Genomic DNA, 26,566 nt, shown 5'->3' on the forward strand with positions numbered 1-26,566 from the left:
GGGTTGCTGACATTTTTTGCTTGACGTGGCGCGGGAGTCACAGCCGTGCGGCACATGATGCGCTTAGAGTTTTATCGGTTCGAGCTGGAAGGGAAATGTTCATCATGAGAGCGCTGAGCTGTTTCGCCGCAATCGCATTGTCGCTGGCTTGTGGCCGCGCGCTCGCCGCCGACGAGGATGCACCGAACCGCAAGCCCGTGAAGGTTGTTGCCGATGCGCGGCTGGCGGTCGGCGGCCAGGGGATGTTACCGCTCTATCTCTCCAGCGACTGGTCGATACCGCTGCCGGCGATCTCGCGCGCAATCATCGTGCTGCACGGACGCCTGCGTAATGCCGACGAATATTATATGTCAGCGCATACCGCGCAGGTCGCGGCAGGGGACGATGGCAAGAGCGCGCTGATGATCGTCCCGCAGTTTTTGGCTGAGATCGATATCGAGGCGCACAAGCTGCCCGCGGATACGCTGCGCTGGTCATTGGAAGGTTGGGAAGGCGGCGATGGCGCGCTTGCTCCGAACCCGGTGTCCTCCTTCGAGGCGCTCGACGCGATCCTGGCAAAGCTCTCCGACCGGCGCATCTTCCCGAACCTGAAGCAGGTCGTGGTCGCCGGTCATTCCGGCGGCGGCCAGGTCGCGCAGCGTTATGCCATTGCCGGCAAGGGCGAGGCGATGCTGTCGCGTCAGCACATCGACGTCCGCTACGTCGTCGCCAACCCCTCGTCCTATGCGTATTTCAGCGCGGAGCGGCCGGTGCCTGCCATCGCCGCATCCTGCTCGGGCTACAATAATTGGAAATACGGCATGGACGAGCGTCCGCCCTACCTTGCCGATGCGACGCCGGCCGCGCTTGAGCAGCGCTATGTCGACCGTGAGGTGATCTACCTGCTCGGCACCCTGGACACCAATCCGGAGCATCCTGCGCTGGACAAGAGCTGCATGGCCAAGGCGCAGGGTCCCTATCGCTACGCCCGCGGCCACGCCTATGTGGACGCGATAGCCAAGCGCGATCACGGCACGCCCAATCATCGCGTGTGGGATGTCGCCGGCGTCGGCCATGACGGCGACAAGATGCTGACCTCGAAATGCGGGCTTGCGGCGCTGTTCGATATTCCAGGCTGTGGCGCGGAGCGCTGATGCGAGCGCTTTGAATGCTTGTGCTTTGAAGGTCCAGCTGCTGCTGTTACACTTCGTCGCGCGGGCACCTCATCCTGAGGCGACGCCAAGAAGACGAAGTGGAAACGCCTGATGCTGCTGCCCCTGTCCGATGTGCCGCGCTGGTACGCTCAACGCAAACCCGAAGGCACCGTCGCCGTCCAGCATGGGCAGGATCGGCTGACCTGGGACCAGCTCGAGCGTGGCGCCAACCGGCGCGCGCGGGCATTTGCGGCAAAGGGCGTCAAGCCCGGCGATTTCGTCGCGATCGGATTGCCCAACGGCAATGCGTTCTTCGAGACCAGCTTTGCGGTCTGGAAATGCGGCGCGACGCCGACCTCGCTGTCGTGGCGGCTGCCGCGCGGCGAAGCCGCGGCCGTGCTTGAGATTCTCAAGCCCGCGCTGGTGGTCGGCGGCGAGGCCGACTGGAATGCGCCGAACCGGCTGCCTGCGGATTTCGTGCCGGAAGGTTTTTCCGACGAGCAGATCGACCCGCCGGTGGCGCGCTACTGGAAGGCCATGACCAGCGGCGGCTCGACCGGCCGTCCCAAGGTGATCCTCGACCACAATCCTGCGGTCGTCGACACGGTCACACCGCCGCCGCTCAACATGCCTTTCGGCGCCTCACTGCTCAATCCGGGCCCGCTCTACCACAATGCGCCGTTCATCGTGTCGCATTACGCGCTGTTCTACGGCGGCAAGCTCACCGGCCTCGTTAAGTTCGACGCCGAGGAGACGTTGCGGCAGATCGAGCGCGAGCGCGTGCAATGGGTCAATTTCGTTCCGACCATGATGCATCGGATCTGGGCACTGCCGGAGAACGTCCGTAATTCTTACGATGTGTCGAGCCTGCAGACTGTGTTCCACATGGCGGCGCCGATGCCGCCCTGGCTCAAGGAGAACTGGATCGCCTGGCTCGGGCCCGAGCGGGTGTGGGAGCTCTATGGCGGCACCGAGCGGCAGGGCGCCTGCATCATCTCCGGCACGGAGTGGCTGGCGCACAAGGGCTCGGTCGGCAGGATCGGCGAGACGGCGAAGCTCCGCATCATCGGCGAGGACGGCAACGACGTCGCGCCGGGGGAGACCGGCGAGATCTACTTCCTCAACAATGACGGCAAGGACGCCACCTACCACTATCTCGGCGCCGAGCCGAAGCGTCGCGCCGACGGCTGGGAATCGCTCGGCGATATCGGCAGGCTGGATGCCGAAGGCTATCTCTATCTCGGCGACCGCTTGGCCGACATGGTGCTGCGCGGTGGCGCCAACATCTATCCCGCCGAGGTCGAGGCCGCCGTTTCCGAATGTCCCGGCGTGCGGTCCTGCGTGGTGGTGGGCTTGCCAGATCCGGAATTGGGCCAGCGTGTGCACGCCATCATCGAGCCGGAGGCGAACGCGGACGGTCAGGCGATTGCGGATGGCATGGCGGACTTCCTGAAAGACAAGCTCAGCCGCTACAAGCATCCCGAGAGTTTCGAGATCGTCAGCACGCCGCCGCGCGACGATTCCGGAAAGGTTCGCCGCACGTTGCTGCGCGACGAGCGCGCGGCGTGGATGAAGGAGGGTCGTGCCTTCCGTATCATGCCTGCGAAGGCGCCGGCCGGTGCGCTCGCGCGGGCTTGAGCGTCAGAGCATCCTGCCGATGATCTTTTGTCATATCTGCTGCCGAAAACGCGCGCAGCGTTTCGGTGCGGACATTGCCGAGTGCGCTGAGACTAAGGCTGAGCGACATTGCGGCAGCCTCATCCGGTCAGGACAACGGCCGGGCAAAACTGAGCTCGTGACCATCGAGGTCAGTGAGATGAAAGTAGCGCTCGCCCCATTCGGCATCGCGTGGCGTGGTGCTCGGCTGCCATCCCGCTGCCAGCGCTCGCTCGTAGAGCGCGTCGACGTCGGCGACGTAGAAGATGACGCGCCCCCACCAGGACCAGCGCTTGTCCGGCTGCACAGTCAGATTGAGATACCCCGTGCCGGCGCGAAAGCTCGTGAATGGTGCAGCCTCACCGCCGTGCAGGATCTCGAATCCGAGCGAGCGGTAGAACTGCACAGCACGGTGCATGTCGTGGATGGCGAGAGTGATGGCGCTGATGCCCTCGATCATGATGGCGGCTCCTAACCAGAGTTTGGGCTTGGAGCCGATTGTACAGCCGCCAAGCGCAGGTTTACGATGAGCCGAGCGCCAGATTGCCGGTCCCGCCTTGCGGCTGGCGAACTGCATCCTGCTCTGCTATGAGGGGGCCGAACCCGCCGAGCGGGTTCCGCGGTCCCGTAGCTCAGCCGGATAGAGCGACGGTTTCCTAAACCGTAGGTCGGAAGTTCGAGTCTTCCCGGGATCGCCATTATTTCATTGGCTTAGGGCGTCTCGATCGGGCGGCCTTTGCTTTTGCCTCCTTTTTGGCTCCTTCGCCCTTTTTCGGTCGTGACGCGTGACCTGCACCCGATAGAATGGTTTCGGGAACGCGGGGGCGTTGCATGACGGATTTATGGTACTACGCCGAAGGCGGACAGCAGCGTGGCCCGCTATCTCTCGCCGAATTAATACCTCTCCTTGCGCGCAATAGCGACCCGCGGAACGTCCTCCTTTGGCGACATGGCTTCGAGGATTGGAAGCCGGTCGTTGAGGTGAGCAAGGTCGCTCAGCAACTCATTCGACCGCCACCTTTATGGCTCAACGCTCTGGCCGCTCCGTCCCTCCCACCCGTAATTCGAGAGCCCTCGGTTGGGATCGAGGACGCTGCAGAGTTAAAGAACGTGCAGCCGCCGCTTAAGGGGATCGGCGGCTGGCTGGCATTTGTCGCCTTCGGGCAGGTCGTCGGTATTCTCCGACTGATCGTTTCGGTCGGGCAGTACGTGCAGTCCGTCAGCGACGACGTATGGAAGCGTTTCCCAACGGCGGTCTGGGGCGACCTCGTGATGTACATCGCGCTCATCATCCTATGTATCTACACGGCATCACTGTTGTTCAGCCACTCCCGCCGCTTCCCGAAATTCTTCATTGCGGAGTTAGTGTGCGCGATCGTGTTGCCGATCATCGATCTCTTTTGGATCGCGGGCATTTTCTCGATCTCGCTGAACCGGCCAATGAGTGAATTCATGAAATTGGAGCCGCAGGTCGTCGACCAAATATTCTCTGGCGTCGTCGGCGCCGCGATCTGGATATCGTACGTGCTGCGCTCCCGACGGGTAGCGAATACATTTACCAGATGAAAAATCTCCCTGCATATGCGAGGACGTGCCGACGCATCTAGCCTGACCTGCGGCCGAGGGTCGCCACGCCTCACTGCCCATCCGGAGACGACAATGCCTTTCGACTTGATCCTGCGCGGCGGCCGTGTGGTCGACCCGTCCCAGAAGCTCGATGCCGTGACGGATGTCGCATTTTCGGGTGGCAAGGTCGCCGCCGTCGGCAGCGGGCTCAAGGCGGATCCGGCGACTGAGGTCCGCGACGTCTCGCAGCTCATCGTGACGCCGGGCCTGATCGATCTCCACACCCACGTTTATTGGGGCGGCACTTCGCTCGGCATCGATGCCGAGGAATTCTGCCGCGCCTCCGGCGTCACCACCTCGGTCGACACCGGCAGCGCCGGCCCCGGTAATTTCGCGGGCTTCCGCAAGCATGTGATCGAGCCGAGCCAGGTCCGCATCCTCGCTTATCTCCACGTCTCCCATGCCGGCATTTTCGGCTTCTCGCACCGGATCATGGTCGGGGAGAGTGAGGAATTGCGGCTGATGAATCCGATCGATGCGGCCAAGGTCGCGGATGCCAACCGCGATCTCATCGTCGGCATCAAGGTGCGCGTCGGACTGCACTCCTCGGGCACATCGGGGACCGTGCCGCTCGACATCGCGCTCCAGGTCGCCAACGAGGTCGGCATGCCTTTGATGGCGCATATCGATCATCCGCCCCCGACCTATGAAGAGGTGCTGGCCCGCCTGCGTCCCGGCGACGTGCTGACGCATGCGTTCCGCCCGTTCCCGAACACGCCGGCGACCGCGCAAGGCACGGTGAAGAAGGCGGTGCTGGACGCGCGCGAGCGCGGCGTCTTGTTCGATATCGGCCACGGCAAGGGCTCGTTTGCGTTCAAGACCGCGCGCGCCATGCTCGCCAACGGCTTCTATCCGGACACCATCTCATCCGACATCCATCAGCTCTGCATCGACGGGCCGGCCTTCGATCAGGTGACGACGATGTCGAAGTTCCTCTGCATGGGCATGTCACTGTCGGACGTGATTGCGGCGTCGACGGAGAACGCCGCAATGGCGCTGCGGCGGCCCGAGCTCGGCAGCCTCAAGCCGGGCAGCGTCGGTGACGCCACGCTGATCTCGGTCAAGCAAGGCCAGTTCGACTATGAGGACGTGGTCGGCGAGCACCTGATCGGCGATCGCAAGATCGTCTCCGAAGGCGTCGTCATCGGCGGCCGCTGGTGGCATCCGAATTAGGGCTTTGCCTCTTCCCGTGAGAACGGAGAGAGGAAACTACTCGTTCTTGTCCACATTCCAGAACATCGGCGTCGCCGGGCCGTCGATCACGCCGGTGAGCGATTTGCGCCATGCACTCGGCGCCTGGAACTGGCCGAGCGGAACGTAGATCACCTGATCGTAGGCCTCCTTCTGTATGTCGAAGGCGATCTTCTTTTGCTCTTCCGGTGAGGTGGCGCGGGCAAAGGAGTCGCGCAGCTCCTCGAGCTTGGGGTCCTCGGACCAGCCGTACCAGCCGCCACTCGTGCCCTTGCCGCCCATTGGGACGTTGACCAGCGGGTTCAAGGAGTCGGCCGCGCCCTGGTAGGTGAAGAACATGTTCCAGCCGCCTTCCTTCGGCGACTTCTGGTTGGCGCGACGGGTGACCACGGTCTGCCAGTCCATCGCCTGAAGATCGACCTTGAAGCCGGCCTCGCGCAGGAGCTGTGCGACCACGACTGGCTGCGCTTTCAGCAGGATCTGGTCGGTAGGCGCCAGGATCACCACGGGCGTCCCGTCATAACCGGCCTCGACCAACGCCTTCTTGGCGTCCGCCATGCCGTTGCCCTTGACCAGGGTCTCGCCGCCGGCGTCGCTGGCGAGCGGCGTGTCGCAGATGAAGAATGCGCCGCAGAACTTGTAGTATTTGGGATTGCCGATCTGCGCGTCGAGCACGTCCTTCTGGTTGATCGCAAGCATCGCGGCGCGGCGGATCTTCACATTGTCGAACGGCGGATGCAGGAAGTTCATCCGGCCGAACGACTGGAATCCGAACTTGTTCAGGATCGACACGTTGATGTCCGGATTGGATTCGAGCGCGGGCAGCATGTCGAACGGTGGCGTTTCAACGAAATCGACATCGCCTGATTGCAGCGCGTTGAGCGCGGTCTGTGCGTCCGGCATCGTCAGCCACTCGACGCGGTCGACCTTCACCACCTTGCCGCCCGATGTCCATTCCGCCGGCTCCTTGCGCGGCACATAGTCGGTGTTCTTTTCGTAAACGGCTTTCACGCCGGGCTGGAATTCGCTCGCGACGAACTTGAATGGGCCGGAGCCGATCTGCTCCGGAATCTGCTTGGTGATCGGGGTCTCCGCCAACCGCTTCGGCATCATGAAGGCGACAACGGCCGACGGCTTGGCGATCGTCTCCAGCACGAGGCCATAGGGCTCCTTCAGCTTGAGGACGATCGTCTTGCCGTCCGCGGCTTCGATGCCCGCGGTGAAGTCCACCAGCTTGCGCGCCATGCCGTCGACGCTCGTGCACCAGCGCTTCAGTGAGGCGACGCAATCCTCCGCCGTCACCGGCGCGCCGTCATGCCACTTCAGGCCGTCGCGCAGGGTGAAGGTGTAGGTCAGCCTGTCCGCGGACACCGTCCAGTCGGCCATCTGCGGCTGCACCTTGAAGCTGGAATCGATGCCGAGCAGCGTATCGTAGACCATGTAGCCATGGTCGCGGGTGATGATGGCCGTCGTGAAGCCGGGGTCGGTGACGCGGAGGTCCGATTGCATCACCGCAGTCAGGACTTTCTTTCCGCTCGCGGCCGATGCAGCCGACGACCAGGCCAGGGGAAGTGCCGATGGGGCAACGGCCGCAAGCTGAAGCAGTTTCCGTCGCGAGACGTGAACCATTCGCAATTCTCCCGATGCAAACGAGATCAGATGGCGGCTGTCGATGACGGGGCAGCGTATGGCGGGGAGCGAGGCGTGACAAGCAGGCTTGCTCCCACCAATCTGAAAATCGTTGGTAGACCGAGCAAGGGCTGTGCCGCCGAAGCCTGCGATGCAGCAATCGCCAAAAGTCGTCTTGCCTTGGACTGGCGCGCGTCAGTCGCGTCCTGCTTCCATGATCGCCTTGGCAAGGCGTGCTGGATCGGAGAAGCATAGTTCATGGCTTCCCGCCACCTGCACCAGGCGGAACAGGCCGAGCTTCTCCGAGAGCCGCGGATGCCAGCCATAGCTGTGCGGCAGCGCGGTGTCCTCGGTGCAGTTGATGTACGATTTGGCCAGCGGCATCTCGGCCGGGTTGGTCTTGAGCGCAATCTTGTCGCTGAAGGTCTTCAGCGGATGCGGATTGAGCACGTCGTAGGCGCGCTGCGCCGTCTCGAGATCCGCATCGTTGATGAAGGCTTCGCGCCAGATCGGGAACGGCAGCACCACCGAGCCGTCGCCGCGTTCGGCCGCGATCGCGTCGAACAGGCCGATATAGTGCGGCGGCACCATGTCGTTGAGCGACTCGCCATTGTTGGGCACGAAGGCGTTCCAGTAGACCAGGCGGCGGATGCGCTCGGGCGCGAGATCGGCGACGCCGGTAATGATCATGCCGCCATAGGAATGGCCGAGCAGGATGACGTCCTTCAGATTGTTCTCGGCGAGATAGTCGGCGATCGACTGGATCGCTTCCTTAAGCCCCGTCGTCTTGGCGTCACCCGGGCGGTTGCCCTTGATGGTCGGCAGGTAGACCTGATGGCCGGCGGCGCGGATCGGGGCCGCGACAGGCTCGAGCTCGGCACCGGTATGCCAGGCGCCGTGGACGAGAACGTAGGACGACATGTTGTGGCTCCTCCGCAGGATGTGGTTAGATCAACATGAATTGGGTCCTTTGCGGCGCTCGCGAGGCGCGGGAGACAATTCTTGTTGTGCGAAGCGTGAACCGGCGGGCCAATTTCCGCTTGGCTGGAAGTGAACCGGATTGGTCTCGGAGTGAACCGATGCAGCAGGTCGATCCTACAAGCCGGCCGCGGCACGTCATCTGGAACACCGCGGAGACGCGGCTGGACGAGCAGTTTTCCTATTACCGCGAGGCGATCTGCCAGGCCTTCATGAACCTGACGCCGGAATCGGCGACGACGTCACGCTTCCCGGCCAAGGTGGAGACGATCGGGCTCGGCGCCGGCGCGATCAACCGGGTGGTGTTTCCCGAGCACACCGTGAATCGTTCACGTGCCGACATCGCAGCCTCGCGCGAGAGCTGCTTCTATCTCAACTTCAAGCTCGCCGGGCGCTGCCGCATGCTTCAGGACGGCCGCGAGGTCAGCCTGTCGCGGGGCCAGGTCGGTATCGTCGACAGTGACCGCGAGGTGACGCTGTTGCACGATCGCGGTCCGACGCTGGAGGTCGCTTCGTTCTGGGTGCCGTCGCGTGCCTTGCGCGACCGGCTGCCGGCCTCGTTCGATTTCAGGGCCGAGCGCGTCTCCGACGATCCCCATGTCGGTCATCTCATCATCGAGACCGCGCGCTCCCTGAATGCCGGCGCATTGCGGATGGCGGAGGAGGACAGCGTTCGGCTGTTCGACGTGCTGCTCGACCTCGTTGCGCTCAGCCTGTCGCGACGTTCGCGGGCGCAGACGGCGGAAGCCGCAGACTTCGCGGATGCCACCGTACTGGCGCTACGCCGGGCCATTCACGAGCGGCTGCGCGAGCCTGGGTTGACGGTCGCGGCGGTCGCGGGCGCGGTCGGCATCAGCGAGCGCTATGTCCACAAGCTGTTCGAGCGCTCCGGCACGACGTTTTCGGACTATGTGATGGCTCGCCGCCTTGATGGCGCTGCGGCCGAGCTGAAGGATCCGGCGCTTGCCGGCCGCGAGATCGGCACGATCGCCTTCGATTGGGGGTTTTCCGATCTCTCCCACTTCGCCCGGCGCTTCAAGCAGCGCTTTGGATGCCGGCCGCGGGATTGGCGCAGCCGGTGAGGGCGCGGGTCAGCGGCGCCTAAACCTGCTCGCGATAGAATTGCAAAGGCGCGGCGCCTGCCGCCGACAGCCGGTCGGCCGCACTGGGTCCGTGCCCGTGAAATTTGCGCGGAGGATCTGCGCGAGCCGCTGATGCGGGGTGCCCCCGGACCGTCAAAATCCTGCCCAGCGCCATATCTTTGGACACGCCGCCCAAAAAATGTCCTTTGTGCAATTATGCATATAGTGCAAATTTGCAGCAAGAAGATGTTGTCCAGTGGGATAGAAAGGGATTGATCCATGTTCAGAACGAATTTCGCACGCGGCGCGGCCCTTGGAGGGCTGGCGCTGGTCCTGTCGGCCCCTCCGGCGTTTGCCGCGCCCGGCATATCCGACGATACCGTCAAGATCGGCATTTTGAACGATCAATCAGGGCCTTACGCCGACCTTTCCGGGCAAGGGTCGGTGGCGGCTGCACAGATGGCCATCGACGAATTCGGCGGAACGGTTCTTGGCAAGAAAATCGAGTTGCTGTCTGCCGATCACCAGAACAAGGCCGACATCGGGCTGGCCAAGGCGCGCGAGTGGTTCGACCGGGCCGGCGTCGACGTGGTCGCCGATTTCTCCAATTCGTCCGTGGGCTTCGCGGTTCAATCGCTGGCCAGGGATCGTGACAAGGTCACCCTGATCGCGGCGGCTTCGTCGGATTTCACTAGCAAGTCCTGCTCGGCGACATCAGCCCAATGGGTCTATACCAGCTACTCGAACGGATACGGACTGGCGAAGGCGCTCGTGAAATCGGGCTACAGCAGTTGGTTCCTGGTCACGGTGGATTATGCCTTCGGACAGGCATTTGCCGCCGATATCCGCAAGGCCGTCTCGGAAGGCAAAGGGCAGGTCCTGGGCGAAGTCCGGCATCCGCTCAATACCTCAGACATGAGCTCGTATTTGCTACAGGCGCAATCGTCGAAGGCAAAAGTCGTCGCTCTGGCGAGCGCGGGCGCGGATATGGCGACCGGCATCAAGCAGGCCGCCGAATTCGGCATCGCCGACCAATCGCTTGTCGCGCCGATCGTGTTCATCACCGACGTCCATTCGCTTGGCCTGGCGGCCGCCAAGGGCCTCAAATTCGTGACGGCGTTCTACTGGGACCGCAACGAGGAGACGCGGGCGTGGTCCAAAAAGTTCTTCGCAAAGCGGAACGCCATGCCGACCATGACTCAAGCCGGCGTGTACTCGGCGGTGCGGCATTATCTGCGAGCGGTCGAGGCGGCGCAGACCGACGAAGGACAGGCTGTGATGACCAAGATGAAGGAGCTTCCCGTTGACGACATCTTTTCGCGGAATGGGAAGGTCAGGGAGGACGGGCTGATGCTGCACGATATGTATCTCGTCGAGGTCAAGCAGCCGTCGGAATCCAAGGCACCCTGGGACTACTACAAGATTCTGGCGACAATTCCCGCGGATCAGGCGTTCCCGAGCCTTGAGCAGAGCGAGTGCCCGCTGGTTCGCAAATAACAGGCGACAACTGCCTGTGGCCGAAGATCCGTAGACGCCTCTCTAATCTTGCATGTCCGGCAAATTGCCTCTAGAGCCAACCTTGAGACGTTCCAAGAGGCTAGGGAGCGCGTGTTGGATCAGGCGCGATTTGTCGCGCGTCAGCTCGGACTTCGAATTCGAGAGGCGCGCCAACTTCGTAAACTCACGTTGCAGCAATTGGGGGCCGACACCAATCTGTCGGCCGCCTATCTTTCTCGAATCGAAAGAGGTGAGACCGCGACCTCCATCGCGAATCTCATCTCGATCGCGACCCGTTTGAACGTTCCTCTGCGGGACCTCTTCGAGGACACCAACGAGGCCTACGTCCCGAAGCATTATTCGGTGTCGAGGAAGAAGGACCGCAACGATTCAGAGCAAATGTCAGCAAATGGTTACGATTACCACTGGCTCTCTGGCGACCTGACTGAACCCAAGCTCAACGCCTTTCTGCTCGAGTTTCCGGTTACGTCGGAGATTGACGTCAAGCTCCTCTCGCACGAAGGCGAGGAAGTCCTCTATATCCTCGAGGGCCGGATCGAATTCCAGATCGGGTCCGATCGGCTGACGCTGGACGCGGGCGATTGCGTCCATCTGCTCGGCGACAAGCCTCACATGGGCAGGAATGTCGGCAAAAAGCCGGCCAAGATGCTTATGGTCGTGACCCCGTCCGACGTCATCGACATGGCGCCAGCCAAGTCCTCCTGATCACAGCCGACCTAAGCGGCCGCGCCTCGGGCAAATTGCCATAAGAATGAATTTGCATATTATGCAAATTTGTGGATAGTGACTTTTGTCGCCGGCTTGCTCTCCCGGCCGTCACACGGAGCTGGTTCATGCAAAATTTCGTTCAGATGTCGCTTGGCGAGGTCCACCGCTCGGCCAAGGCCGCTTTGCTGTCTCAGGGTTTCAGCGAAATCCACGCCCAGGCCATCGCAAACACCGTCACCGCGGCGGAACGAGATGAATGCCGTCACCACGGTCTGTTCAGGCTGCCGTTCTACATGAACGGCCTGCTGTCGGGGCAGGCCTCCGGAGATGCGGAGCCGTCGCTCGTCGAACTGACGCCCAGTGTGGTCAAGATCGATGCGAAATACGGTTTTTCCCCGTTGGCCCTCGAACGCGGTGACCAGCCCCTGGCCGATAGGGCGAAGGAGCACGGAATTGCCGTGCTCGCGGTGACGAACGCGCTCAACGTTGCCGCGTTATGGCCGGAAGTCGAGCGGCTGGCCGAACGCGGGCTCGTCGGCTTCGCCTTCGTCGCGGCCAGCCCGTACGTAGCGCCCGCCGGCGGGACGAAGCCGCTGTTCGGCACCAATCCGATGGCATTCGCCTGGCCGCGTCACGACAAGCGGCCGGTGGTCTTCGACCAGGCGTCGAGCGCCTCTGCAAGGGGCGAGATCCAGCTTCGATTGCGTGACGGGAAAGCACTGCCGGAAGGATGGGCCATCGGCCCCAACGGCAAGCCCACGACCGATCCGGCTCAGGCGCTTGCAGGAGCCCAACTGCCCTTCGGCGGCTTCAAGGGCTCGAACATCGCAATGATGGTCGAGCTGCTGGCCGGCCCGCTGGTTGGAGACGTGCTCAGCTTCGAGGCCGGCGAGCGCGACAAGGCGAACACCGGCGCTCCTTGCGGCGGTGAATTGATTATCGCCATCGACCCGGTCCGATGTGTCGAAAACGGCGATCGCGTTGCGCAGCTCAAGCATTCGGAGATGCTTTTCGCGCGTATGCTGGAACAGGACGGGGCCAGGCTTCCCTCTGATCGCCGATATGAAGCGCGCGAGCGGACCGTAAAAGAGGGCGTCACGGTGCCTGTGTCCCTCCATGACCGAATTCAAGCTTATATCGCCGGGAAGCGCGTCGACGAGCGAAACGACTACGAGGGCGATCACCTCACGCACAACAAGCCCATGATAGCCCATCAGCTCGCGTAGGAGGTCCGTCGTGACGACCATCGCCCCCACGGAGAAGACTCGCGTGCGCCGGCGCCCCGAGCGCGCAGCCTATGATCGCCAGGTCATCTACGACATTCTCGACGAGGCACTGGTGTGCCACATCGGCGTCGCCACCGAGAGCGGGCCGCGCGTCATCCCGACGGCGATCATCCGTGTCGGCGAGCATGTGTATGTTCACGGCAGTCCGAACAACCAGCTTCTCACCGCCTTGGCGGATGGCGCGCCGGCCTGCATCACCGTCACGCTGGTCGATTCAATCGTGGCCGGCAGGTCCGGATTCGGAATGAGCATGGATTATCGCTCTGTCATGATCTTCGGCACAGCGGAGAAGATCGTGGACAACGACGAAAAGGAGCGCCTGGTCGCAGCCTTCGTCGAAGATATCATGCCGGGCCACATCGTTCGTCCGGCGAAGAAAAAGGAGCTGGCCGCAACGGTCTTTCTCCGCTTTTCCATTGCTGAGGCTTCGGCGAAGATTCGGAATCACGGCGTAGTCGATCCCGACGAAGACCATGCCCTGGACGTCTGGGCCGGTGTCGTACCGCTGAAGCTGATGGCCGGCGAGCCTCGGAATTGCGGAGATCTCAAGCCGGGCATCTCCACGCCGGACTATGCGAAACGCTACAAGAGGCCATCGACGAAATAGCCGACTACAGCGACCTTGCAATGAGCAGCTTCATGATCTCGTTGGTGCCGCCATAGATCTTCTGGATGCGGGAATCGATGAAGATACGCGAGATCGGGTATTCCTGCATGTAGCCATAGCCGCCGAACAGCTGGAGGCACTCGTCGGCGGTCTGGACCTGCTTGTCCGAGCACCAGTATTTCGCCATCGACGCGGTGACGGTGTCGAGATCCCCGGCGACCAGGCGCTCGATGCACCAGTCGACGAAGACGCGCGCGATCATCGCCTCCGTCTTGCGTTCGGCGAGCGTGAAGGCGGTGTTCTGGAAATCCATCAACGGCTTGCCGAACGCCTTCCGTTCCTTGGTGTATTCGGTGGTGAGCTTGACGGCGCGCTCCATCGAGGCGACGGCGCCGACCGCGAGCGCAAGGCGCTCCTGCGGCAGCTGCTGCATCAGCTGCGCAAAACCCTGGCCTTCTTCCTTGCCGAGCAGGTTTTCCGGGGCTACCTGCACATTGTCGAAGAACAGTTCCGACGTATCGGAGGCGTGCAGGCCGATCTTGTCGAGGTTGCGCCCGCGCTTGTAGCCGTCCGCGCCCGCGGTCTCGACCACGAGCAGCGAAATGCCCTTGGCACCCAGCTCGCCGGTGCGGGCGACCACGATGACGAGATCGGCGGCCTGGCCGTTGGTGATGAAAGTCTTCTGGCCGTTGATGACGTAGGAATTGCCCTGCTTCTTCGCTGTGGTCTTGACGGCCTGAAGGTCCGAGCCGGTGCCGGGCTCGGTCATGGCGACGGCGCCGACCATCTCGCCCGAGGCCATCTTCGGCAGCCAGCGCTTCTTCTGCTCCTCCGAGCCGTAGTTGAGGATGTAATGAGCGACGATGGCGCTGTGCACGGAGACGCCGGTGGTCAGCTCCGGCACGGTGCTTTCGAGGTCGTCCAGCACGGCTGCGTCATAGGCGAAGGTCGCGCCCAGGCCGCCATATTCCTCCGGGACGCTCGCCAGCAGCGCGCCCATTTCACCAAGCCCGCGCCAGGCGAAGCGATCGACCATCTTCTGCTCGCGCCATTTCCCGGCATGCGGCGCCAGATCCTTGGCGAGATATCTCCGGAACTGGTCGCGGAAGACGTCGAGCTCTTCGGTCATCCAGGAGGAGCGGTAGGACATGGCGGCCTCGGTCGTTGATGGCGATGCGCTCGCCCAGCCGTGCCACAAGGCCAGCGGCGGGCGCAAGCCCGCCGCGTTGCTACGCCAGCGGCGGCCGCCCATGATTGTGTCTTGAGGCTGCGCCGGCCGTTGGCCTATCCTGCCTGCGCGGTTTTGCCGCCGTCGATGATGAATTGGCCGCCGGTCGCGTAGGGATGATCGTCCGAGGCGAGCATGAGTGCGAACGCCGCGACCTCCTCCGCGCTCGCCACGCGCTGCATTCCCGGAACATGGCTTTTGGCCCATTGCGCGATGGCCACGTGCCAGGCAGCATCGGGAAGATTTTCCATGCCGGCGAGCCGGCGGATGAACGGGGTATCCGTGGTGCCGGGGATCAGGGTGTTGATGCGGATGCCGTATTGGGCATATTCGAGTGCAGCGGCCTGCACCATGCCGACAAGCCCGCGCTTGGCCGCGGAATAGGCGGAGCGGTTCGCCGTCGTGGCGATGGCGTTGGACGACGAGGTGACCACGATCGATCCGCCGTTCTGCAGCATGTGCGGAATCTGGTACTTCATGGACAGGAAAACGCCGCGCAGGTCGGTATTGATCACGTCATCGAACTCGGCAGCGCTGTACTGATGCAGGGGCTTTTCGATGGAGATGCCCGCATTGTTGAAAGCGACGTCGAGGCGGCCATGAAGATCGATCGTCTTGTCGACCAGGGCCTTGACCTCGGCCTCGTTGCGGACGTCGGCCCGGACGAACGACGCGTTGCCACCGCCCGCCTTGATCTCCTCCTCGACCCGGGCCCCGCGTTCGACATTGCGTCCGCAGAACACGACCCTGCCGCCTTCGGCGGCGAACATCAACGCGGCGGCGCGGCCGATGCCCGAGGTGCCGCCGGTCACGATGATGGTCTTGTCGGCGAAGCGGCGCTTGCCGCTTGGCTTCTGCTGCGGCAGCGTCGCGCCCTGGCCAAGCGCCATGCCGCCGGCAAGGCCGCCGATGGCACTCGCCAGCATGCCGAGTGCGGCCCCGCCGACCAGATGACGCCGCTTTACGCGGGAGGTTGCGGTGCTATGCTGCATTTCGGTCATTTCGAACTCCCGGCCGCTCCATCTAAACAGTGTTAAGATAGATAGCCCGCAATCTGAACAGTGTCAAGTTAGGCATGACGAAACCGAATGCGCCCGCGCGCGCCAAGCCGAGCCCCAGGGTTCCGAAGCTTGAGGCCGGCTATCATCATGGCGAGCTTCAGGAGGCCCTGATTGCGGCGAGCGAGGCCATTCTTGCCGAGCACGGCGCCGAAGGCTTTACGCTGCGCGAAGCCGCCCGCCGTGCCGGCGTATCTCCGGCCGCACCGTCACATCATTTCGGCAATGCGCAGGGCCTGCTGACGGAGGTGGCGATCCGCGGCTATGACGCGCTTGCCGGCGCGCTGCGGGATGCTGCGTCTCGCAAGCAGGGCGCGCGCGAAAAGCTCCATGCCCAGGGCCTCGCCTATGTTGAATTCGCGCTGAAGCATCCCGGTCGTTTCCAGATGATGTTTGCCAACAAACGCCTTGTCGCGGACGATTCGCGCCTCAGGCAGGCGAGCAGGACGGCCGGCCGCGAGTTCGAAACCATCATCGCCGAACTCGTCGGCGGGACGCCGAAAGAGGCGAAGACCGCGGCCGCGGCGGCCTGGTCAACCGTCCACGGTTTTGCCAAGCTTGCGCTGGAGGAGAAATTCGGCTCGCTGAGCAGCGAGACCGGATACCGCGAGATCATGACGACGCTCAATCACGTCCTGAACTATCTCTGGCCGGCGGGCGACGCACGCCGCTAGATGCAGATCGAGGGGTGAACGCATCATGACGGCCAAGGCGACAGAGCTCAAGCTCGACATCGAACGGATCGGGACGGTCTCGGCGACATTGATGCAGCCAGCCAATGCGCGCGCCTGTTACGTCCTGGCACACGGCGCGGGCGCCGACATGCGGTATTCCTTCATGGAGAAGGTCGCGGCGGGGCTCGCGGACCGTGGCATCGCCACGTTCCGCTTCAATTTTCCCTACATGGAAAACAAGCAGGGCCGTCCCGACCAGCCGGTGGTCGCGCACGCCACCATCCGCGCGGCGGTCGAGGAGGCGGCGCGGCTGTGCCCCGGCGTGACGCTCGTTGCCGGCGGAAAATCGTTCGGCGGACGCATGACGTCGCAGGCGCAAGCGAAGACGCCGTTGCCCGGCGTGAAAGGGCTCGCCTTCCTCGGCTTTCCTCTGCATGCCAACAAGAAGCCCTCGACGGAACGGGCCGAGCACCTCGCCCAGGTTGAGATTCCTATGCTGTTCCTGCAAGGCACGCGCGACGGGCTCGCCGATCTCGGCCTTCTCAGGCCCGTCGTTGCGGCGCTCGGCGCGAAGGCGACGCTGCATGAGGTCGAAGGCGGCGACCACTCCTTCGCGGTGCTGAAGAAGTCCGGCCGCACCAACGATGAGGCGCTCACAGAGGTGCTCGACACGCTCACGGCCTGGATTGACCAACTCGCCTGAGGCTCAGGCCGAATAAAGCCCCTTGTCGCGCGCCTTCTGGATTGCGAGTGCAGCGATCAGGTCGAGCGTCGGGGTCGACAGGCCCGCGGTGCGCGCGAAGGCGGCGGGCGCCTTCACCAACACGTCGATCTCCATGGCGCGGCCGAGCTCGTAATCCTGCAGCAGCGATGGCTTGTGATTGGGGGCGGGGCCGCTGCGTGTGACGCGCTTGACCTCGGGGATGAAGTGCTGCGCGATGTCGTTCGCCTCGTTCAGCATGCGCGGAATGACCTCGGCGAAGGCGGGGTCGTCGCGCACGCCGCGCGCGGTCTGTCCGGTCAGCAGGCACAGCACCGACAGCGACATGTTGGTCAGCAGCTTTGACCAGATCGCCTCGCGGATTTCGGCCACTGGCGGCGATTCCAGCCGGGCGTCGTTGAAGACGCCGCGGAGTTTCGTGATGCGTTCGCAATTGCGGTCGTCGCATTCGCCGATCAGGAGGCGGTTGCGGTCCGGCGTCAGGTTCTGCACGACGCCGGGCGCGGTCACCTCGTTGGAGGAGAACACCACCCCACCGATGATCCGCTCCTTCGGGATGCAGGCGCGCAGACGTCCACCTGGATCGAGGAAGGAAATGTCCGGCGGCGTCGGGTGTCGCGGCGGCAGGCCGATACCGTACCACCAGGGAATGCCGTTCTGGGCGAATACGATGGCGGTGTCGTCCTGGAGCAGCGGCTTGATGCTGGAGACCAGTCCGGTCAGCGCCGTGGCCTTGAGCGTCGAGATCACCACATCCTGCGGGCCGAGCTGGGCCGGATCGCCCGAGGCGTTCACCTTGGCCGAGACCTCGGAATCGCCGACGCGCAACTTCAGGCCATTGGCGCGCACCGCCTCGAGATGCGCGCCGCGCATCACGCATGAGACTTCGTGGCCGGCGCGCGCCAGCCTGACCGCGAGATGGCTTCCGACGGCACCCGAGCCGAAAATGCAGATGCGCATGTATATGTCCCGTCCCTGATCGCTTTGCCTGGTCTCTCGGTCGTCGCCCGGCCGCAGCATGACACAAGCCGCCATGCGATGGGCGCGGCCGCCCCACGCCGGAAAGATATGGATCGGGGTCTACAGCCTCGTCCATAGTGCGCGGCAACCAATAAGACCGGAGGATCGCCGATGACTGCCAGCCCTGTCCTGTGGACCCTCGACGAGCGCGGGGTTGCGACCGTCACGCTCAATCGCCCGGAGGTCAACAACGCCTATGACGGCGCCCTGATCGCCGGTGTGCTCGGGGCCATGGACGATCTCGGCAAAAAGCCCAACCTCCGTGTTGTCGTGCTCCGGGGCAACGGCAAGCACTTTCAGGCCGGCGCCGACCTCAAATGGATCAATGGCGTGCGGCCGCAATCGCCTGATGCGAACGAGGCGGCGTCCCGGGCGACGTTCGAGGCCGTGCAGCGGCTCAACACGCTGCCGATCCCGACCATCGCGTTGGTGCAGGGCGGCTGCTTTGGTGGCGGCACCGGCGTGATTTCGGCCTGCGATGTCGTGATCGCCGCCGACAACGCCCTGTTCTCCATCACGGAGGTGCGCTGGGGTCTGACCGCCGCGATCATCATCCCGCAGCTCTGCGACGCCATAAGTGTACGGCAAGTCCGCCGTTACGCGTTGACCGGCGAACGCTTCGGCGCCGAAGACGCCCGCCGCATCGGCCTCGTCCATGACGTCGTGCCGCTCGCCGATCTCGAAGCCGCCGGTGCCAAGGTGGTCGAGCAGCTGCTCGCCAACGGACCGGAGGCCGTGGCCGAGACCAAGCGGCTGGCGCTGGAGAGCTCGTTCGGCGGAATGGCCGTGGACGATGCGGCGTACGCGCGGCTCGTGCAACTGCATTCGCTCAAGCGCCAGAGCCCGGAGGCGGCGGAGGGGCTGGCTTCGTTCGCCGAGAAGCGGGCGGCGAACTGGGGCGGCGGGAAGACGTGACGGTTGCGCGGCCAGCCTCACAGCGACGTAGCGAGTGACGTCTTGAGGAGCGCCAGCAGCGCCTGCACTGCCGCCGCATTGCGCCGCCGCTCGGGGATCGCGGCCTTCACCCACAGCTCGGGAATTGGAAAATCGCGCAGCACGGGCTTGAGCGTGCCGTCGCGCAAGGCATCCGCGACGAGATAGTGCGATATCAGCGCGATGCCGTTGCCGGCGATCGCGCTGCGCGCCAGCACATGTCCCTCGTTGGAGGACAACAGCGGGCTGACCTGGATGCTGATGCGGCCGCGCGGTCCGTCAAAGATCCATTCCGGACCGGTCGGCAGGAAGCTGAGGCAGCGATGCTCGACGAGGTCGCGCGGATGCTTTGGCGTGCCGTGCTTCTTCAAATAGGCCGGTGAGGCGCAGAGCAGCCGCTTCAGCGCGCACAGCGGCTCGTCGACGACACCGCCGAAGGAATGCGGAAAGGCGCCGATCGCGATGTCAAAGCCTTCGGTGACGGGATCGACCGGACGATCGATCAGCACGATCTCGAGCTTTAATCGCGGGTTCTGGGTCTGGAACGCGCTGAAGGCATCGGCAAGCCGCGCCACCGTCAGCGAGGTCGGTGCCTTGATACGGAGATGATCGACGAGATCGTGGCCCTTCTCGCCCATGCGCGAGAGCAAATCGGTGGCGTCGGTGACCACGCCGCGCGCGCGATGCACATAGCGTTGGCCGGCGTCGGTCAGCCGCAATTGCCGGGTCGAGCGGTGGAACAGCGGCGTGCCGATCCGCGCTTCCAGCTGCGTGACGCGCTTGGCCACCACAGAGGTCGAGACACCGAGTTTTCGGGCGGCCGCGGAGAATCCGGCTGCATCTGCCGTGGCGAGGAACGCTTGGAGGTTTACCAGGATATCCATGTCGACCTTTCTCGATTCGAGAAAGCTGATCGCGTATATTGGTGGATTGTAGCCTGCCTCGCGTTAATTCATAGTCGGGCCAAGCAAGAGATTTTCAGGGATAGGACGCGCCATGCGGGCCACGACGATCGAAGAACCAGCGCGCCAGGTGCCGCTTTACGGCGAATACGAAGTCGTCGTGCTCGGCGGCGGCCCGGCCGGCATTGTGGCGGCGGCATCCGCAGCGCGTGCCGGACGAAAGACGTTGTTGATCGAGCGCTATGGCTTTCTCGGCGGCATGGGCACCGCGGCAGGCGTCACCAATTTCTGCGGTCTGCATGGCAATGTCTTTGGCCAGGCCCACCGGCTGGTGCAGGGCATGGCGTCTGACCTGCTGGCGCGGATCGATCATCTGAACGGCCTCAACACGCCACATCTGATCCTCGGCAAGGTGTTTGCCCAGGCCTATGACACCGCGGCCTACAAGATCGCAGCCGACGAGCTGCTTGTGAGCCACAAGGTTCACATCCTCTTCCACGCACTCGGCGCGGGCGTTGTGATGGGCGATGACCGCCGCATCGACGCGCTGATGGTCGAGACCAAGGCGGGCCGGCAGGCGGTGCGCTCAGAGATCTTCATCGATTGCTCCGGCGACGGGGATCTCGCAGTCTGGGCCGGCGCGCCGTTCGACATCGGCGATGAGCACGGCCATCCGATGTACCCGTCGATGATGCTTCGTCTCAACGGCATTGACCCCGCAAAGGCCGGCGATGCCTGGCGGACCATCCCGCAATTGATGGAACAGGCCACCGCCGCCGGCACGCACAAATTCCCGCGCAAGAGCGCGATCGTGCGGCCGCAAAAATCCGGCATCGAATGGCGGGTGAATTTCACCCAAATCGCGCGCGAGGACGGCCACGCCATCAACGGCGTCGAGCCCGACGATCTCACCCGCGGCGAGATCGAGGGCCGCAAGCAGGCGCTCGCAGCCTTTGAATTCCTGCGCACTGTGCCGGGGTTTGAAAAATCCTACATCGTCGATCTGCCGCCGCAACTCGGCATCCGCGAGACCCGCCGCATCAAGGGCGGCTACCAGCTCAGCGGCGAGGACGTGCTCGGCTGCGCCTCGTTCGAGGATTCCATCGGCGTCAATGGCTGGCCGATCGAGGCCCACGTCCCCGGGGACGTCGTCTTCACCTTCCCGCCGATCCCGGAATCGCGCGGCTATAACGAGCTGCCGTACCGGATGCTGGTGCCGGAGGGCGTCGATAACCTCCTGGTCGCCGGCCGCTGCGCCTCGATGACCCATGAGGGGCAGTCGGCGGCGCGGGTTTCCGGGGCCTGCTTCGTGATGGGGGAGGCAGCCGGTTCCGCAGCCGCCCTGGCGCTGTCCGGAAACCGGATTCCACGAGAAATCCCGGTTGAAATATTGCAGGAAACGTTGAAACAACAGGGCGCCTTCATCGGGCGGGACCAGCCGGTGCCCGAGGGCCTGTAACGGACTGCAAGAAGAACCATTGGAGGAAGCGGGATGATCAGGATTGCGCGGCTTGCCGCAGCTGGCCTTTTGGCGATGATGGCGATGGGCACGGCCCGGGCCGAAGACGCACTGAAGGCCAGGATCGGCGTGCTCCGCCTGTCGTCCTCCGCGCCGGTCTTCATCGCGCAGGACAAGGGCTATTTCCGCGAAGCCGGCCTCGACGTCGAGCTGAAATTCTTCGACGCGGCGCAGCCGATCGCGGTCGCCACGACCTCGGGCGACGTCGATTTCGGCGTCACGGCTTTTACCGCCGGCCTCTACAATCTCGCCGGCAAGGGCGTGCTGAAGGTGATCGGCGGCATGAGCCGCGAAAGGGCCGGCTATCCCCTGATCGGCTATTTCGCCAGCAACAACGCCTATGCGAGCGGCCTGAAGACGCCGAAGGACCTCGCGGGCAAGCGCATCGCGGTGACCCAGGTCGGATCATCCTTCCATTATTCGCTCGGCCTGCTCGCCGACAAATACGGCTTCAAGCTCGCCGAGGTGAAGATCGTGCCGCTGCAGTCATTGTCGAACGCAGCCGCCGCGCTGAAGGGCGAGACCGTCGACGCGGCGCTGCTGCCGATCTCCACCGCGCGAAAGCTGATGGATGAAGGCGGCGCGAAATTCCTGGGCTGGGTCGGCGACGAGACGCCCTGGCAATTGGGCGCTGTATTCGCCTCGCCGAAGACGCTGACCAACAAGGTGCTGGTGACGAAATTTCTCGATGTGCTCGCCAGGGCCGATCGCGAATATCACGACGTCATCCTTGCCGCGATGAAGGACGGTGTTGCCCCGATCAACGACAAGACAAGGCCGCTGTTGGAGATCATCGCCAAATACACCAACCTGCCGGTCGAGCAGGTGGTCGGCAACTGTGCCTACATCGATCCGGACGGCAAGCTCGACGTCAAGAACGTCGATAACCAGATCAAATGGCTCCAGGAGCAGGGCTTTGCTGACAAGGGCTTTGATGCCAATACGATCATCGCCAAGGATTTTGTGAAGGCGGATTGAGAGTAGAACATCGCAGATGGACCTGATCGCCAACCACATCTCCCACCGCTTCGGCGATCTCGCCGTGCTCGACGACGTCTCCTTCACCGTCGGCGCCGGCGAGGTGGTGGCGATCGTCGGTCCCTCGGGCTGCGGCAAGAGCACGCTGCTGTCGATCCTCGGCGGGCTGCTGCAGCCGACGTCGGGCGCACCCGAGTTGCGCGGCGCGCCGCCGGCGGACAGTCTCAATCCGCTGACCTTCGTGTTCCAGGATTTCGCGCTGCTGCCCTGGGCGACGGTCGAGGAGAACGTCGAATTCCCGCTGCTGCACACGCAGGTCTCAGCCACGCAGCGCCGTGCGCTGGTCGAGGATGCGCTGCGCCGCACGGGACTGACCGATTTTCGCAAGACCTACCCGAAGCAGCTTTCCGGCGGCATGCGCCAGCGCGTCGGCATTTCGCGCGCGCTCGCGGTGAGGCCTGCCATCCTGCTGATGGACGAGCCGCTGTCGGCGCTGGATTCGCAGACGCGCGAGCTGCTGATGGAGGATTTCGTCCGCCTGCTCGCCGATGGCGGCATGGGCGCGGTCTATGTCACGCATAATCTCGAAGAGGCGGCGCGGCTGGCCGACCGCATCGTGGTGCTGTCACGGCGACCGGGGCGCATCCGCGAGGTCGTGAGCGTGCCGATGACGCGCGCCGAACGCGGCGAAATCGCTGCGCGCGAGAAGCTGCTCGCGCTGCAGAACCAGATCTGGTCGCTGATCCGCAACGAGGCGATCGATGCCGAGCGCGAGGTCCAGCATGCTTGATCGCGCGACGGAGCCATCAACCAAGGACGCCGTGACGCGCCGCGTCCGCTTTCGCGGCGCAGGCTTCGTGCCGGCCTCCAGCCGTTTCGGCGGCTGGATCGCGCTCGCGCTGGTCATTGCGATCTGGCAAGCGGCAGGCAGCACCGGTCTCGTCAATCCGCTGTTCCTGCCGGCGCCGTCGGCAATCGTGCGCGCGATCTACGAGCTCGCGCTGTCGGGCGCGCTCTGGCAGCATCTCTCGGCGTCGCTGCTGCGCATCGGCGTCGGCTGGCTGCTGGGGACGGCGGCCGGCATTGCGGTCGGCTTCGCCATCGGCCTGTCGCGGCTGGCGCGCAGCGTCGGCATCACCTTCATCTCGGCGCTGTTCCCGATTCCGAAGATCGCGCTGCTGCCGCTTCTGATCCTCTGGCTCGGCATCGGCGAAGAGCCGAAGATCGCGACCATTGCGCTCGGGGTGTTCTTCTCGACCGCGATCTCGGTCTATAGCGGCGTCGATGCGGTGCCGCGCAACCTCATCCGCATGGCGCAAAGCTTCAACGTTCCGTTCGCCACCATCGTGCGCAAGGTGGTCTGGCCGGGCGCGCTGCCCGCGATCCTCGCCGGCTTCCGCATCACGGCCTCAGTGGCGCTGCTGCTCGTGGTCAGCGCCGAGATGATCGGCGCCCAGTACGGCATCGGCGCTTTCGTGCTCCAGGCCGGCAATTTGATGCAGACCGATCAGCTGCTCGCGGGCGTGGTGATCCTGTCGGCGTTCGGGCTTGTGGTGGGCAGGGTGATCAATTGGCTGGAGACGCGGCTGTTGCACTGGCGGTAGCCACAGCCGTCATTGCGAGGAGTACTTGCGACGAAGCAATCCAGAATCCCGCCGCGGAAAGATTCTGGATTGCTTCGCTGCGCTCGCAATGACGGATGTGGTTAGTCGTGATCCTCACGCGCTCCCGCGGTCCTCGCGAAACAGATCCAGCTTTTGCTGCACCGGCCGGTCCGAGAAGCTGAACAGCACGGCATCCTCATCCGCCTCGTGCGTCACCCACTGCCAGCTCGGCACCACGAACAGATCGCGCGGGCCCCACTCGAAAACCGCATCGCCAATGCGGCTGCGGCCCCGGCCTTCGATCGGGCAGAACACGGTCGCATCCGTCGCGCGGTAGCGTGCGGTCTTGAAACCCTTGGGCAGCAGCTGAATGAAGGTCCCGATGGTCGGCATGGCGAAATCGCCGGTCTCGGGGTTGCTGAACCTAAGCTTTAGCCCGTGGCAGGCGTCCCATTCCTGGCTCGTGCGTGCTTTCTCCAGCGCCTCGCGGGTGTAGGCATAGGGGTAGCTGAAGATCGGCGAGGTCTTCGATGACCGCTTCACGTCGACCGGCAAGAGATTGTGGCCGTAGCGGGCAAAGCTGTCGCCGGCCGGCTTTGTGATCTTCTGCTGGTCTTCCCTGGAGCCTTCCGCGAAGGAGCAATCGAAGAACTGCACCAGCGGAATATCGAGGCCGTCGAGCCAGAACATTGGCTCGCTCGTCTCGTTGGAATGATCGTGCCAGGTCATCGACGGCGTGATGATGAAATCGCCGGGCTCCATCGCGGTGCGCTCGCCGTCGACAGCGGTGTGGGCGCCCTTGCCTTCGAGCACGAAGCGCAGTGCCGACTGGCTGTGCCGGTGCGCGGGCGCCACGTCGCCGGGCACCACCATTTGCACGCCGGCATAAAGCGATGTCGTGATCTTGGACTGGCCGCGCAGGCCCGGGTTCTCCAGCACCAGCACCCGCCGCTCGGCTTCCTTGGCGGTGATCAGCTTGCCCGCTTCGGTCATGTAGTCACGGATGACGTCGAACCTCCAGAGGTGCGGCCGGCAGGCGCTCTTCGGCTCCGGCGTGATCAAATCGCCCATCACCGTCCACAGCGCGGTGAGATTTTCGCCGTCGATCCTCTTGTAGAACGCCTCGCGTTCCGGCGTCTTGGTCACGGCTTCCATGGTGCGGCTCCCGTCGTTTTGTTATTTGACAGTATACTTACAGTCTGGGTAGCGTCAACTTGACGAACGACATACAAGGTCGTCGTCATTCCGGGCTCTCGCTTCGGGAGCCCCGGAATGACAGACAGGGAGGGTTCCAATGAAGCTGCACGGCTATTTCCGCTCCAGCGCAGCCTATCGCGTGCGGATCGCGCTGAATCTCAAGGGCCTCGGTGCAGAGCACTTGCCGCATCATCTTCGCAAGGGCGAACAATGCGCGCCCGCCTATCTCGCCATCAACCCGCAGGGCTTGGTACCGGCGCTGGAGAACGACGCTGGCGCGGTGCTGACGCAATCAGTCGCCATCATCGAATGGCTCGACGAAACGCACCCCGAGCCGCCACTGCTGCCGAAGGATGCGTTGCAGCGCGCCAAGGTGCGGGCTTTCGCGCTGGCGATCGCCTGCGACACTCATCCGGTTCAGAATCTGAAAGTGCTGGCGCGGCTGCGCGAGCTTGGGTTGCCCGAGGAGAAAGTCCAGGATTGGGCCGCCTGGGTCAATCGCGAGGGACTGTCGGCTTGCGAGACGCTGATCAAGGGTGAACCAGGGCCGTTCTGCTTTGGCGATACGCCGACGCTCGCCGATCTCTGCCTGGTGCCGCAGCTTGCCAATGCGCGCCGCTTCGGCGTTGACGTCGCGGCGTATCCGCGCCTGCTCAAGGCCGAAGCCGCCGCCAAGGCGCTGCCCGCCTTCGCCAACGCCGCACCGGAGAAGCAGCCCGATGCCGAGTAAGCCTGCCGCGCCGATTACGATAGACGCGGTCTATGCCGCGCCGGGCTATCTGTTCCGGCGCATGCAGCAAATCGCGGTCTCGATCTTCATGGAGGAGTGCAAGGCGTTCGACCTTACGCCCGTGCAATATGCGGCGCTGATCGCGATCCACACTCATCCTGGCATCGACGCGACGCGGTTGTCGGCGGTGATCGCCTTCGACCGCTCCACGCTCGGCAGCGTGATCGAACGGCTCCAGGCCAAGGATTTTGTCGAGCGCAAGCCGGCGCCGGAGGACAAGCGGATCAAGCTGCTCTATTTGACCAAGCCGGGCGCCGCGATCCTGCGCGAGATCATCCCCGCCGTCGAACGTGCGCAGGCGCGCATGTTGGAGCCGCTCAAGCCCGGCGATCGCAAGGCGCTGATGGGGCTGCTGGTCCAGCTCGTCGACCTCAACAACGAGGCGTCACGGGTGCCGCTGCGAGCGGAGGATGCGCTGGAGCATCTGGGGAAGGCGGGGTGAGGGGGCCACGACCATGCTCCTCACGAGGCTATCGCAAGATTTCGTAGGGTGGGCAAAGGCGCCCTTGCGCCGTGCCCACCATCTCT

General features: G+C 63.9%; 26 protein-coding genes and 1 tRNA gene. 19 read left to right on the top strand and 8 right to left on the bottom strand.

What is annotated here, in order from left to right; all coding sequences use genetic code 11:
* Positions 1 to 104 precede the first annotated feature (104 nt).
* Together ABIC09_RS00920 and ABIC09_RS00925 are read left to right on the top strand one after the other, a co-directional pair.
* Positions 105 to 1,133, top strand: a complete 1,029-nt coding sequence (locus ABIC09_RS00920) for an alpha/beta hydrolase (RefSeq protein WP_354036435.1) — start codon at positions 105 to 107, stop codon at positions 1,131 to 1,133.
* Positions 1,134 to 1,244: 111 nt separating this feature from the next.
* Positions 1,245 to 2,771: an AMP-binding protein gene (locus ABIC09_RS00925; RefSeq protein WP_354108124.1), complete on the top strand. Its 1,527-nt coding sequence runs from the start codon at positions 1,245 to 1,247 to the stop codon at positions 2,769 to 2,771.
* A 127-nt stretch (positions 2,772 to 2,898) separates the two neighbouring features.
* On the opposite strand, the gene ABIC09_RS00930 is transcribed toward ABIC09_RS00925, so the two are convergent.
* Positions 2,899 to 3,249: a VOC family protein gene (locus tag ABIC09_RS00930; RefSeq protein ID WP_354036409.1), complete on the bottom strand. Its 351-nt coding sequence runs from the start codon at positions 3,247 to 3,249 to the stop codon at positions 2,899 to 2,901.
* Positions 3,250 to 3,410: 161 nt separating this feature from the next.
* Here ABIC09_RS00930 and ABIC09_RS00935 point away from each other — a divergent pair.
* The 3 genes from ABIC09_RS00935 (at position 3,411) to ABIC09_RS00945 (ending at position 5,588) form a co-directional block, all read left to right on the top strand.
* Positions 3,411 to 3,487 (top strand) — tRNA-Arg (locus tag ABIC09_RS00935).
* A gap of 133 nt (positions 3,488 to 3,620) precedes the next feature.
* Positions 3,621 to 4,355: a DUF2569 family protein gene (locus ABIC09_RS00940; protein ID WP_354108125.1), complete on the top strand. Its 735-nt coding sequence runs from the start codon at positions 3,621 to 3,623 to the stop codon at positions 4,353 to 4,355.
* A gap of 93 nt (positions 4,356 to 4,448) precedes the next feature.
* Positions 4,449 to 5,588 (top strand): amidohydrolase/deacetylase family metallohydrolase, encoded by a 1,140-nt coding sequence (locus ABIC09_RS00945; protein WP_148751899.1) that lies wholly within the window; start codon positions 4,449 to 4,451, stop codon positions 5,586 to 5,588.
* A gap of 36 nt (positions 5,589 to 5,624) precedes the next feature.
* Here the strand turns inward: ABIC09_RS00945 and ABIC09_RS00950 are convergent, their stop codons facing one another.
* The gene (locus tag ABIC09_RS00950; RefSeq protein ID WP_354108126.1) at positions 5,625 to 7,235 is read right to left on the bottom strand and encodes an ABC transporter substrate-binding protein; all 1,611 of its coding nucleotides are present in this window, start codon (positions 7,233 to 7,235) and stop codon (positions 5,625 to 5,627) included.
* A 195-nt stretch (positions 7,236 to 7,430) separates the two neighbouring features.
* On the bottom strand, positions 7,431 to 8,156 hold the full coding sequence (locus ABIC09_RS00955) for an alpha/beta hydrolase (RefSeq protein ID WP_354108127.1): 726 nt from the start codon (positions 8,154 to 8,156) through the stop codon (positions 7,431 to 7,433).
* A gap of 158 nt (positions 8,157 to 8,314) precedes the next feature.
* Here ABIC09_RS00955 and ABIC09_RS00960 point away from each other — a divergent pair, with 158 nt between their 5' ends.
* The 5 genes from ABIC09_RS00960 to ABIC09_RS00980 all read left to right on the top strand — a co-directional run bounded on the left by ABIC09_RS00960 (position 8,315) and on the right by ABIC09_RS00980 (position 13,414).
* Complete coding sequence (locus ABIC09_RS00960; RefSeq protein ID WP_354108128.1) at positions 8,315 to 9,295, top strand: helix-turn-helix domain-containing protein; 981 nt, start codon at positions 8,315 to 8,317, stop codon at positions 9,293 to 9,295.
* Between the two features lie 279 nt (positions 9,296 to 9,574).
* Positions 9,575 to 10,792 (top strand): ABC transporter substrate-binding protein, encoded by a 1,218-nt coding sequence (locus ABIC09_RS00965; RefSeq protein ID WP_354108129.1) that lies wholly within the window; start codon positions 9,575 to 9,577, stop codon positions 10,790 to 10,792.
* Between the two features lie 114 nt (positions 10,793 to 10,906).
* Positions 10,907 to 11,518, top strand: a complete 612-nt coding sequence (locus ABIC09_RS00970; RefSeq protein WP_354108130.1) for a helix-turn-helix domain-containing protein — start codon at positions 10,907 to 10,909, stop codon at positions 11,516 to 11,518.
* 128 nt (positions 11,519 to 11,646) lie between these two features.
* Positions 11,647 to 12,747, top strand: coding sequence for an Ldh family oxidoreductase (locus tag ABIC09_RS00975; RefSeq protein WP_354108131.1), 1,101 nt, complete (start codon positions 11,647 to 11,649; stop codon positions 12,745 to 12,747).
* A 10-nt stretch (positions 12,748 to 12,757) separates the two neighbouring features.
* Entirely contained in the window at positions 12,758 to 13,414 is a 657-nt protein-coding gene (locus ABIC09_RS00980) for a pyridoxamine 5'-phosphate oxidase family protein (RefSeq protein ID WP_354108132.1), read from the top strand.
* Positions 13,415 to 13,418: 4 nt separating this feature from the next.
* On the opposite strand, the gene ABIC09_RS00985 is transcribed toward ABIC09_RS00980, so the two are convergent.
* Positions 13,419 to 14,564, bottom strand: coding sequence for an acyl-CoA dehydrogenase family protein (locus tag ABIC09_RS00985; RefSeq protein ID WP_354086011.1), 1,146 nt, complete (start codon positions 14,562 to 14,564; stop codon positions 13,419 to 13,421).
* Between the two features lie 134 nt (positions 14,565 to 14,698).
* Positions 14,699 to 15,643, bottom strand: coding sequence for an SDR family NAD(P)-dependent oxidoreductase (locus ABIC09_RS00990; protein ID WP_354086012.1), 945 nt, complete (start codon positions 15,641 to 15,643; stop codon positions 14,699 to 14,701).
* Between the two features lie 74 nt (positions 15,644 to 15,717).
* Here ABIC09_RS00990 and ABIC09_RS00995 point away from each other — a divergent pair, with 74 nt between their 5' ends.
* On the top strand, positions 15,718 to 16,374 hold the full coding sequence (locus ABIC09_RS00995; RefSeq protein ID WP_354108133.1) for a TetR/AcrR family transcriptional regulator: 657 nt from the start codon (positions 15,718 to 15,720) through the stop codon (positions 16,372 to 16,374).
* 25 nt (positions 16,375 to 16,399) lie between these two features.
* The gene (locus ABIC09_RS01000) at positions 16,400 to 17,077 is read left to right on the top strand and encodes an alpha/beta hydrolase family protein (protein WP_354108134.1); all 678 of its coding nucleotides are present in this window, start codon (positions 16,400 to 16,402) and stop codon (positions 17,075 to 17,077) included.
* 3 nt (positions 17,078 to 17,080) lie between these two features.
* On the opposite strand, the gene ABIC09_RS01005 is transcribed toward ABIC09_RS01000, so the two are convergent.
* A complete protein-coding gene (locus ABIC09_RS01005; protein WP_148751888.1) occupies positions 17,081 to 18,055 on the bottom strand; it encodes a ketopantoate reductase family protein in 975 nt (324 codons plus the stop codon).
* A 171-nt stretch (positions 18,056 to 18,226) separates the two neighbouring features.
* Between ABIC09_RS01005 and ABIC09_RS01010 the strand changes: the two genes are divergently transcribed.
* A complete protein-coding gene (locus tag ABIC09_RS01010) occupies positions 18,227 to 19,030 on the top strand; it encodes an enoyl-CoA hydratase-related protein (RefSeq protein WP_354108135.1) in 804 nt (267 codons plus the stop codon).
* A 17-nt stretch (positions 19,031 to 19,047) separates the two neighbouring features.
* Here ABIC09_RS01010 and ABIC09_RS01015 read toward each other — a convergent pair whose 3' ends face one another.
* Positions 19,048 to 19,932 (bottom strand): LysR family transcriptional regulator, encoded by an 885-nt coding sequence (locus ABIC09_RS01015; protein WP_148751886.1) that lies wholly within the window; start codon positions 19,930 to 19,932, stop codon positions 19,048 to 19,050.
* A gap of 112 nt (positions 19,933 to 20,044) precedes the next feature.
* Between ABIC09_RS01015 and ABIC09_RS01020 the strand changes: the two genes are divergently transcribed.
* Genes ABIC09_RS01020 through ABIC09_RS01035 form a run of 4 tightly spaced genes read left to right on the top strand, consistent with a single transcriptional unit; the run spans position 20,045 to position 24,051 of the window.
* Positions 20,045 to 21,409 carry an FAD-dependent oxidoreductase gene (locus tag ABIC09_RS01020; protein ID WP_148751885.1) on the top strand — a complete coding sequence of 455 codons (1,365 nt, stop codon included), beginning with the start codon at positions 20,045 to 20,047 and terminating at the stop codon, positions 21,407 to 21,409.
* Between the two features lie 33 nt (positions 21,410 to 21,442).
* Positions 21,443 to 22,447, top strand: coding sequence for an ABC transporter substrate-binding protein (locus tag ABIC09_RS01025; protein WP_148751884.1), 1,005 nt, complete (start codon positions 21,443 to 21,445; stop codon positions 22,445 to 22,447).
* A gap of 16 nt (positions 22,448 to 22,463) precedes the next feature.
* The gene (locus tag ABIC09_RS01030; protein WP_148751883.1) at positions 22,464 to 23,237 is read left to right on the top strand and encodes an ABC transporter ATP-binding protein; all 774 of its coding nucleotides are present in this window, start codon (positions 22,464 to 22,466) and stop codon (positions 23,235 to 23,237) included.
* Positions 23,230 to 24,051, top strand: coding sequence for an ABC transporter permease (locus ABIC09_RS01035; RefSeq protein ID WP_187434919.1), 822 nt, complete (start codon positions 23,230 to 23,232; stop codon positions 24,049 to 24,051). The genes ABIC09_RS01030 and ABIC09_RS01035 overlap by 8 nt, the downstream gene beginning before the upstream one ends.
* A 114-nt stretch (positions 24,052 to 24,165) precedes the next feature.
* Here the strand turns inward: ABIC09_RS01035 and gtdA are convergent, their stop codons facing one another.
* Positions 24,166 to 25,206, bottom strand: coding sequence for a gentisate 1,2-dioxygenase (gene gtdA / locus ABIC09_RS01040; protein ID WP_354108136.1), 1,041 nt, complete (start codon positions 25,204 to 25,206; stop codon positions 24,166 to 24,168).
* 139 nt (positions 25,207 to 25,345) lie between these two features.
* Between gtdA and maiA the strand changes: the two genes are divergently transcribed.
* Both maiA and ABIC09_RS01050 read left to right on the top strand, forming a co-directional pair.
* The gene (gene maiA, locus ABIC09_RS01045; protein WP_354108137.1) at positions 25,346 to 25,978 is read left to right on the top strand and encodes a maleylacetoacetate isomerase; all 633 of its coding nucleotides are present in this window, start codon (positions 25,346 to 25,348) and stop codon (positions 25,976 to 25,978) included.
* On the top strand, positions 25,968 to 26,480 hold the full coding sequence (locus ABIC09_RS01050; RefSeq protein ID WP_148751879.1) for a MarR family winged helix-turn-helix transcriptional regulator: 513 nt from the start codon (positions 25,968 to 25,970) through the stop codon (positions 26,478 to 26,480). Before maiA ends, ABIC09_RS01050 begins: the two co-directional genes overlap by 11 nt.
* The last annotated feature ends 86 nt before the right edge of the window (positions 26,481 to 26,566 follow it).

The organism is Bradyrhizobium sp. S3.12.5 (genome assembly GCF_040548225.1).
Lineage (GTDB): Bacteria > Pseudomonadota > Alphaproteobacteria > Rhizobiales > Xanthobacteraceae > Bradyrhizobium > Bradyrhizobium cytisi.

Bases quoted from the DNA above. Each gene is read 5' to 3' on its own strand.
- ABIC09_RS00920 (WP_354036435.1), top strand. From the start codon at position 105: ATGAGAGCGCTGAGCTGTTTCGCCGCAATCGCATTGTCGCTGGCTTGT.
- ABIC09_RS00925 (WP_354108124.1), top strand. From the start codon at position 1,245: ATGCTGCTGCCCCTGTCCGATGTGCCGCGCTGGTACGCTCAACGCAAA.
- ABIC09_RS00930 (WP_354036409.1), bottom strand. From the start codon at position 3,249: ATGATCGAGGGCATCAGCGCCATCACTCTCGCCATCCACGACATGCAC.
- ABIC09_RS00940 (WP_354108125.1), top strand. From the start codon at position 3,621: ATGACGGATTTATGGTACTACGCCGAAGGCGGACAGCAGCGTGGCCCG.
- ABIC09_RS00945 (WP_148751899.1), top strand. From the start codon at position 4,449: ATGCCTTTCGACTTGATCCTGCGCGGCGGCCGTGTGGTCGACCCGTCC.
- ABIC09_RS00950 (WP_354108126.1), bottom strand. From the start codon at position 7,235: ATGGTTCACGTCTCGCGACGGAAACTGCTTCAGCTTGCGGCCGTTGCC.
- ABIC09_RS00955 (WP_354108127.1), bottom strand. From the start codon at position 8,156: ATGTCGTCCTACGTTCTCGTCCACGGCGCCTGGCATACCGGTGCCGAG.
- ABIC09_RS00960 (WP_354108128.1), top strand. From the start codon at position 8,315: ATGCAGCAGGTCGATCCTACAAGCCGGCCGCGGCACGTCATCTGGAAC.
- ABIC09_RS00965 (WP_354108129.1), top strand. From the start codon at position 9,575: ATGTTCAGAACGAATTTCGCACGCGGCGCGGCCCTTGGAGGGCTGGCG.
- ABIC09_RS00975 (WP_354108131.1), top strand. From the start codon at position 11,647: ATGCAAAATTTCGTTCAGATGTCGCTTGGCGAGGTCCACCGCTCGGCC.
- ABIC09_RS00985 (WP_354086011.1), bottom strand. From the start codon at position 14,564: ATGTCCTACCGCTCCTCCTGGATGACCGAAGAGCTCGACGTCTTCCGC.
- ABIC09_RS00990 (WP_354086012.1), bottom strand. From the start codon at position 15,643: ATGACCGAAATGCAGCATAGCACCGCAACCTCCCGCGTAAAGCGGCGT.
- ABIC09_RS00995 (WP_354108133.1), top strand. From the start codon at position 15,718: ATGACGAAACCGAATGCGCCCGCGCGCGCCAAGCCGAGCCCCAGGGTT.
- ABIC09_RS01000 (WP_354108134.1), top strand. From the start codon at position 16,400: ATGACGGCCAAGGCGACAGAGCTCAAGCTCGACATCGAACGGATCGGG.
- ABIC09_RS01005 (WP_148751888.1), bottom strand. From the start codon at position 18,055: ATGCGCATCTGCATTTTCGGCTCGGGTGCCGTCGGAAGCCATCTCGCG.
- ABIC09_RS01010 (WP_354108135.1), top strand. From the start codon at position 18,227: ATGACTGCCAGCCCTGTCCTGTGGACCCTCGACGAGCGCGGGGTTGCG.
- ABIC09_RS01015 (WP_148751886.1), bottom strand. From the start codon at position 19,932: ATGGATATCCTGGTAAACCTCCAAGCGTTCCTCGCCACGGCAGATGCA.
- ABIC09_RS01020 (WP_148751885.1), top strand. From the start codon at position 20,045: ATGCGGGCCACGACGATCGAAGAACCAGCGCGCCAGGTGCCGCTTTAC.
- ABIC09_RS01025 (WP_148751884.1), top strand. From the start codon at position 21,443: ATGATCAGGATTGCGCGGCTTGCCGCAGCTGGCCTTTTGGCGATGATG.
- ABIC09_RS01030 (WP_148751883.1), top strand. From the start codon at position 22,464: ATGGACCTGATCGCCAACCACATCTCCCACCGCTTCGGCGATCTCGCC.
- ABIC09_RS01035 (WP_187434919.1), top strand. From the start codon at position 23,230: ATGCTTGATCGCGCGACGGAGCCATCAACCAAGGACGCCGTGACGCGC.
- gtdA (WP_354108136.1), bottom strand. From the start codon at position 25,206: ATGGAAGCCGTGACCAAGACGCCGGAACGCGAGGCGTTCTACAAGAGG.
- maiA (WP_354108137.1), top strand. From the start codon at position 25,346: ATGAAGCTGCACGGCTATTTCCGCTCCAGCGCAGCCTATCGCGTGCGG.
- ABIC09_RS01050 (WP_148751879.1), top strand. From the start codon at position 25,968: ATGCCGAGTAAGCCTGCCGCGCCGATTACGATAGACGCGGTCTATGCC.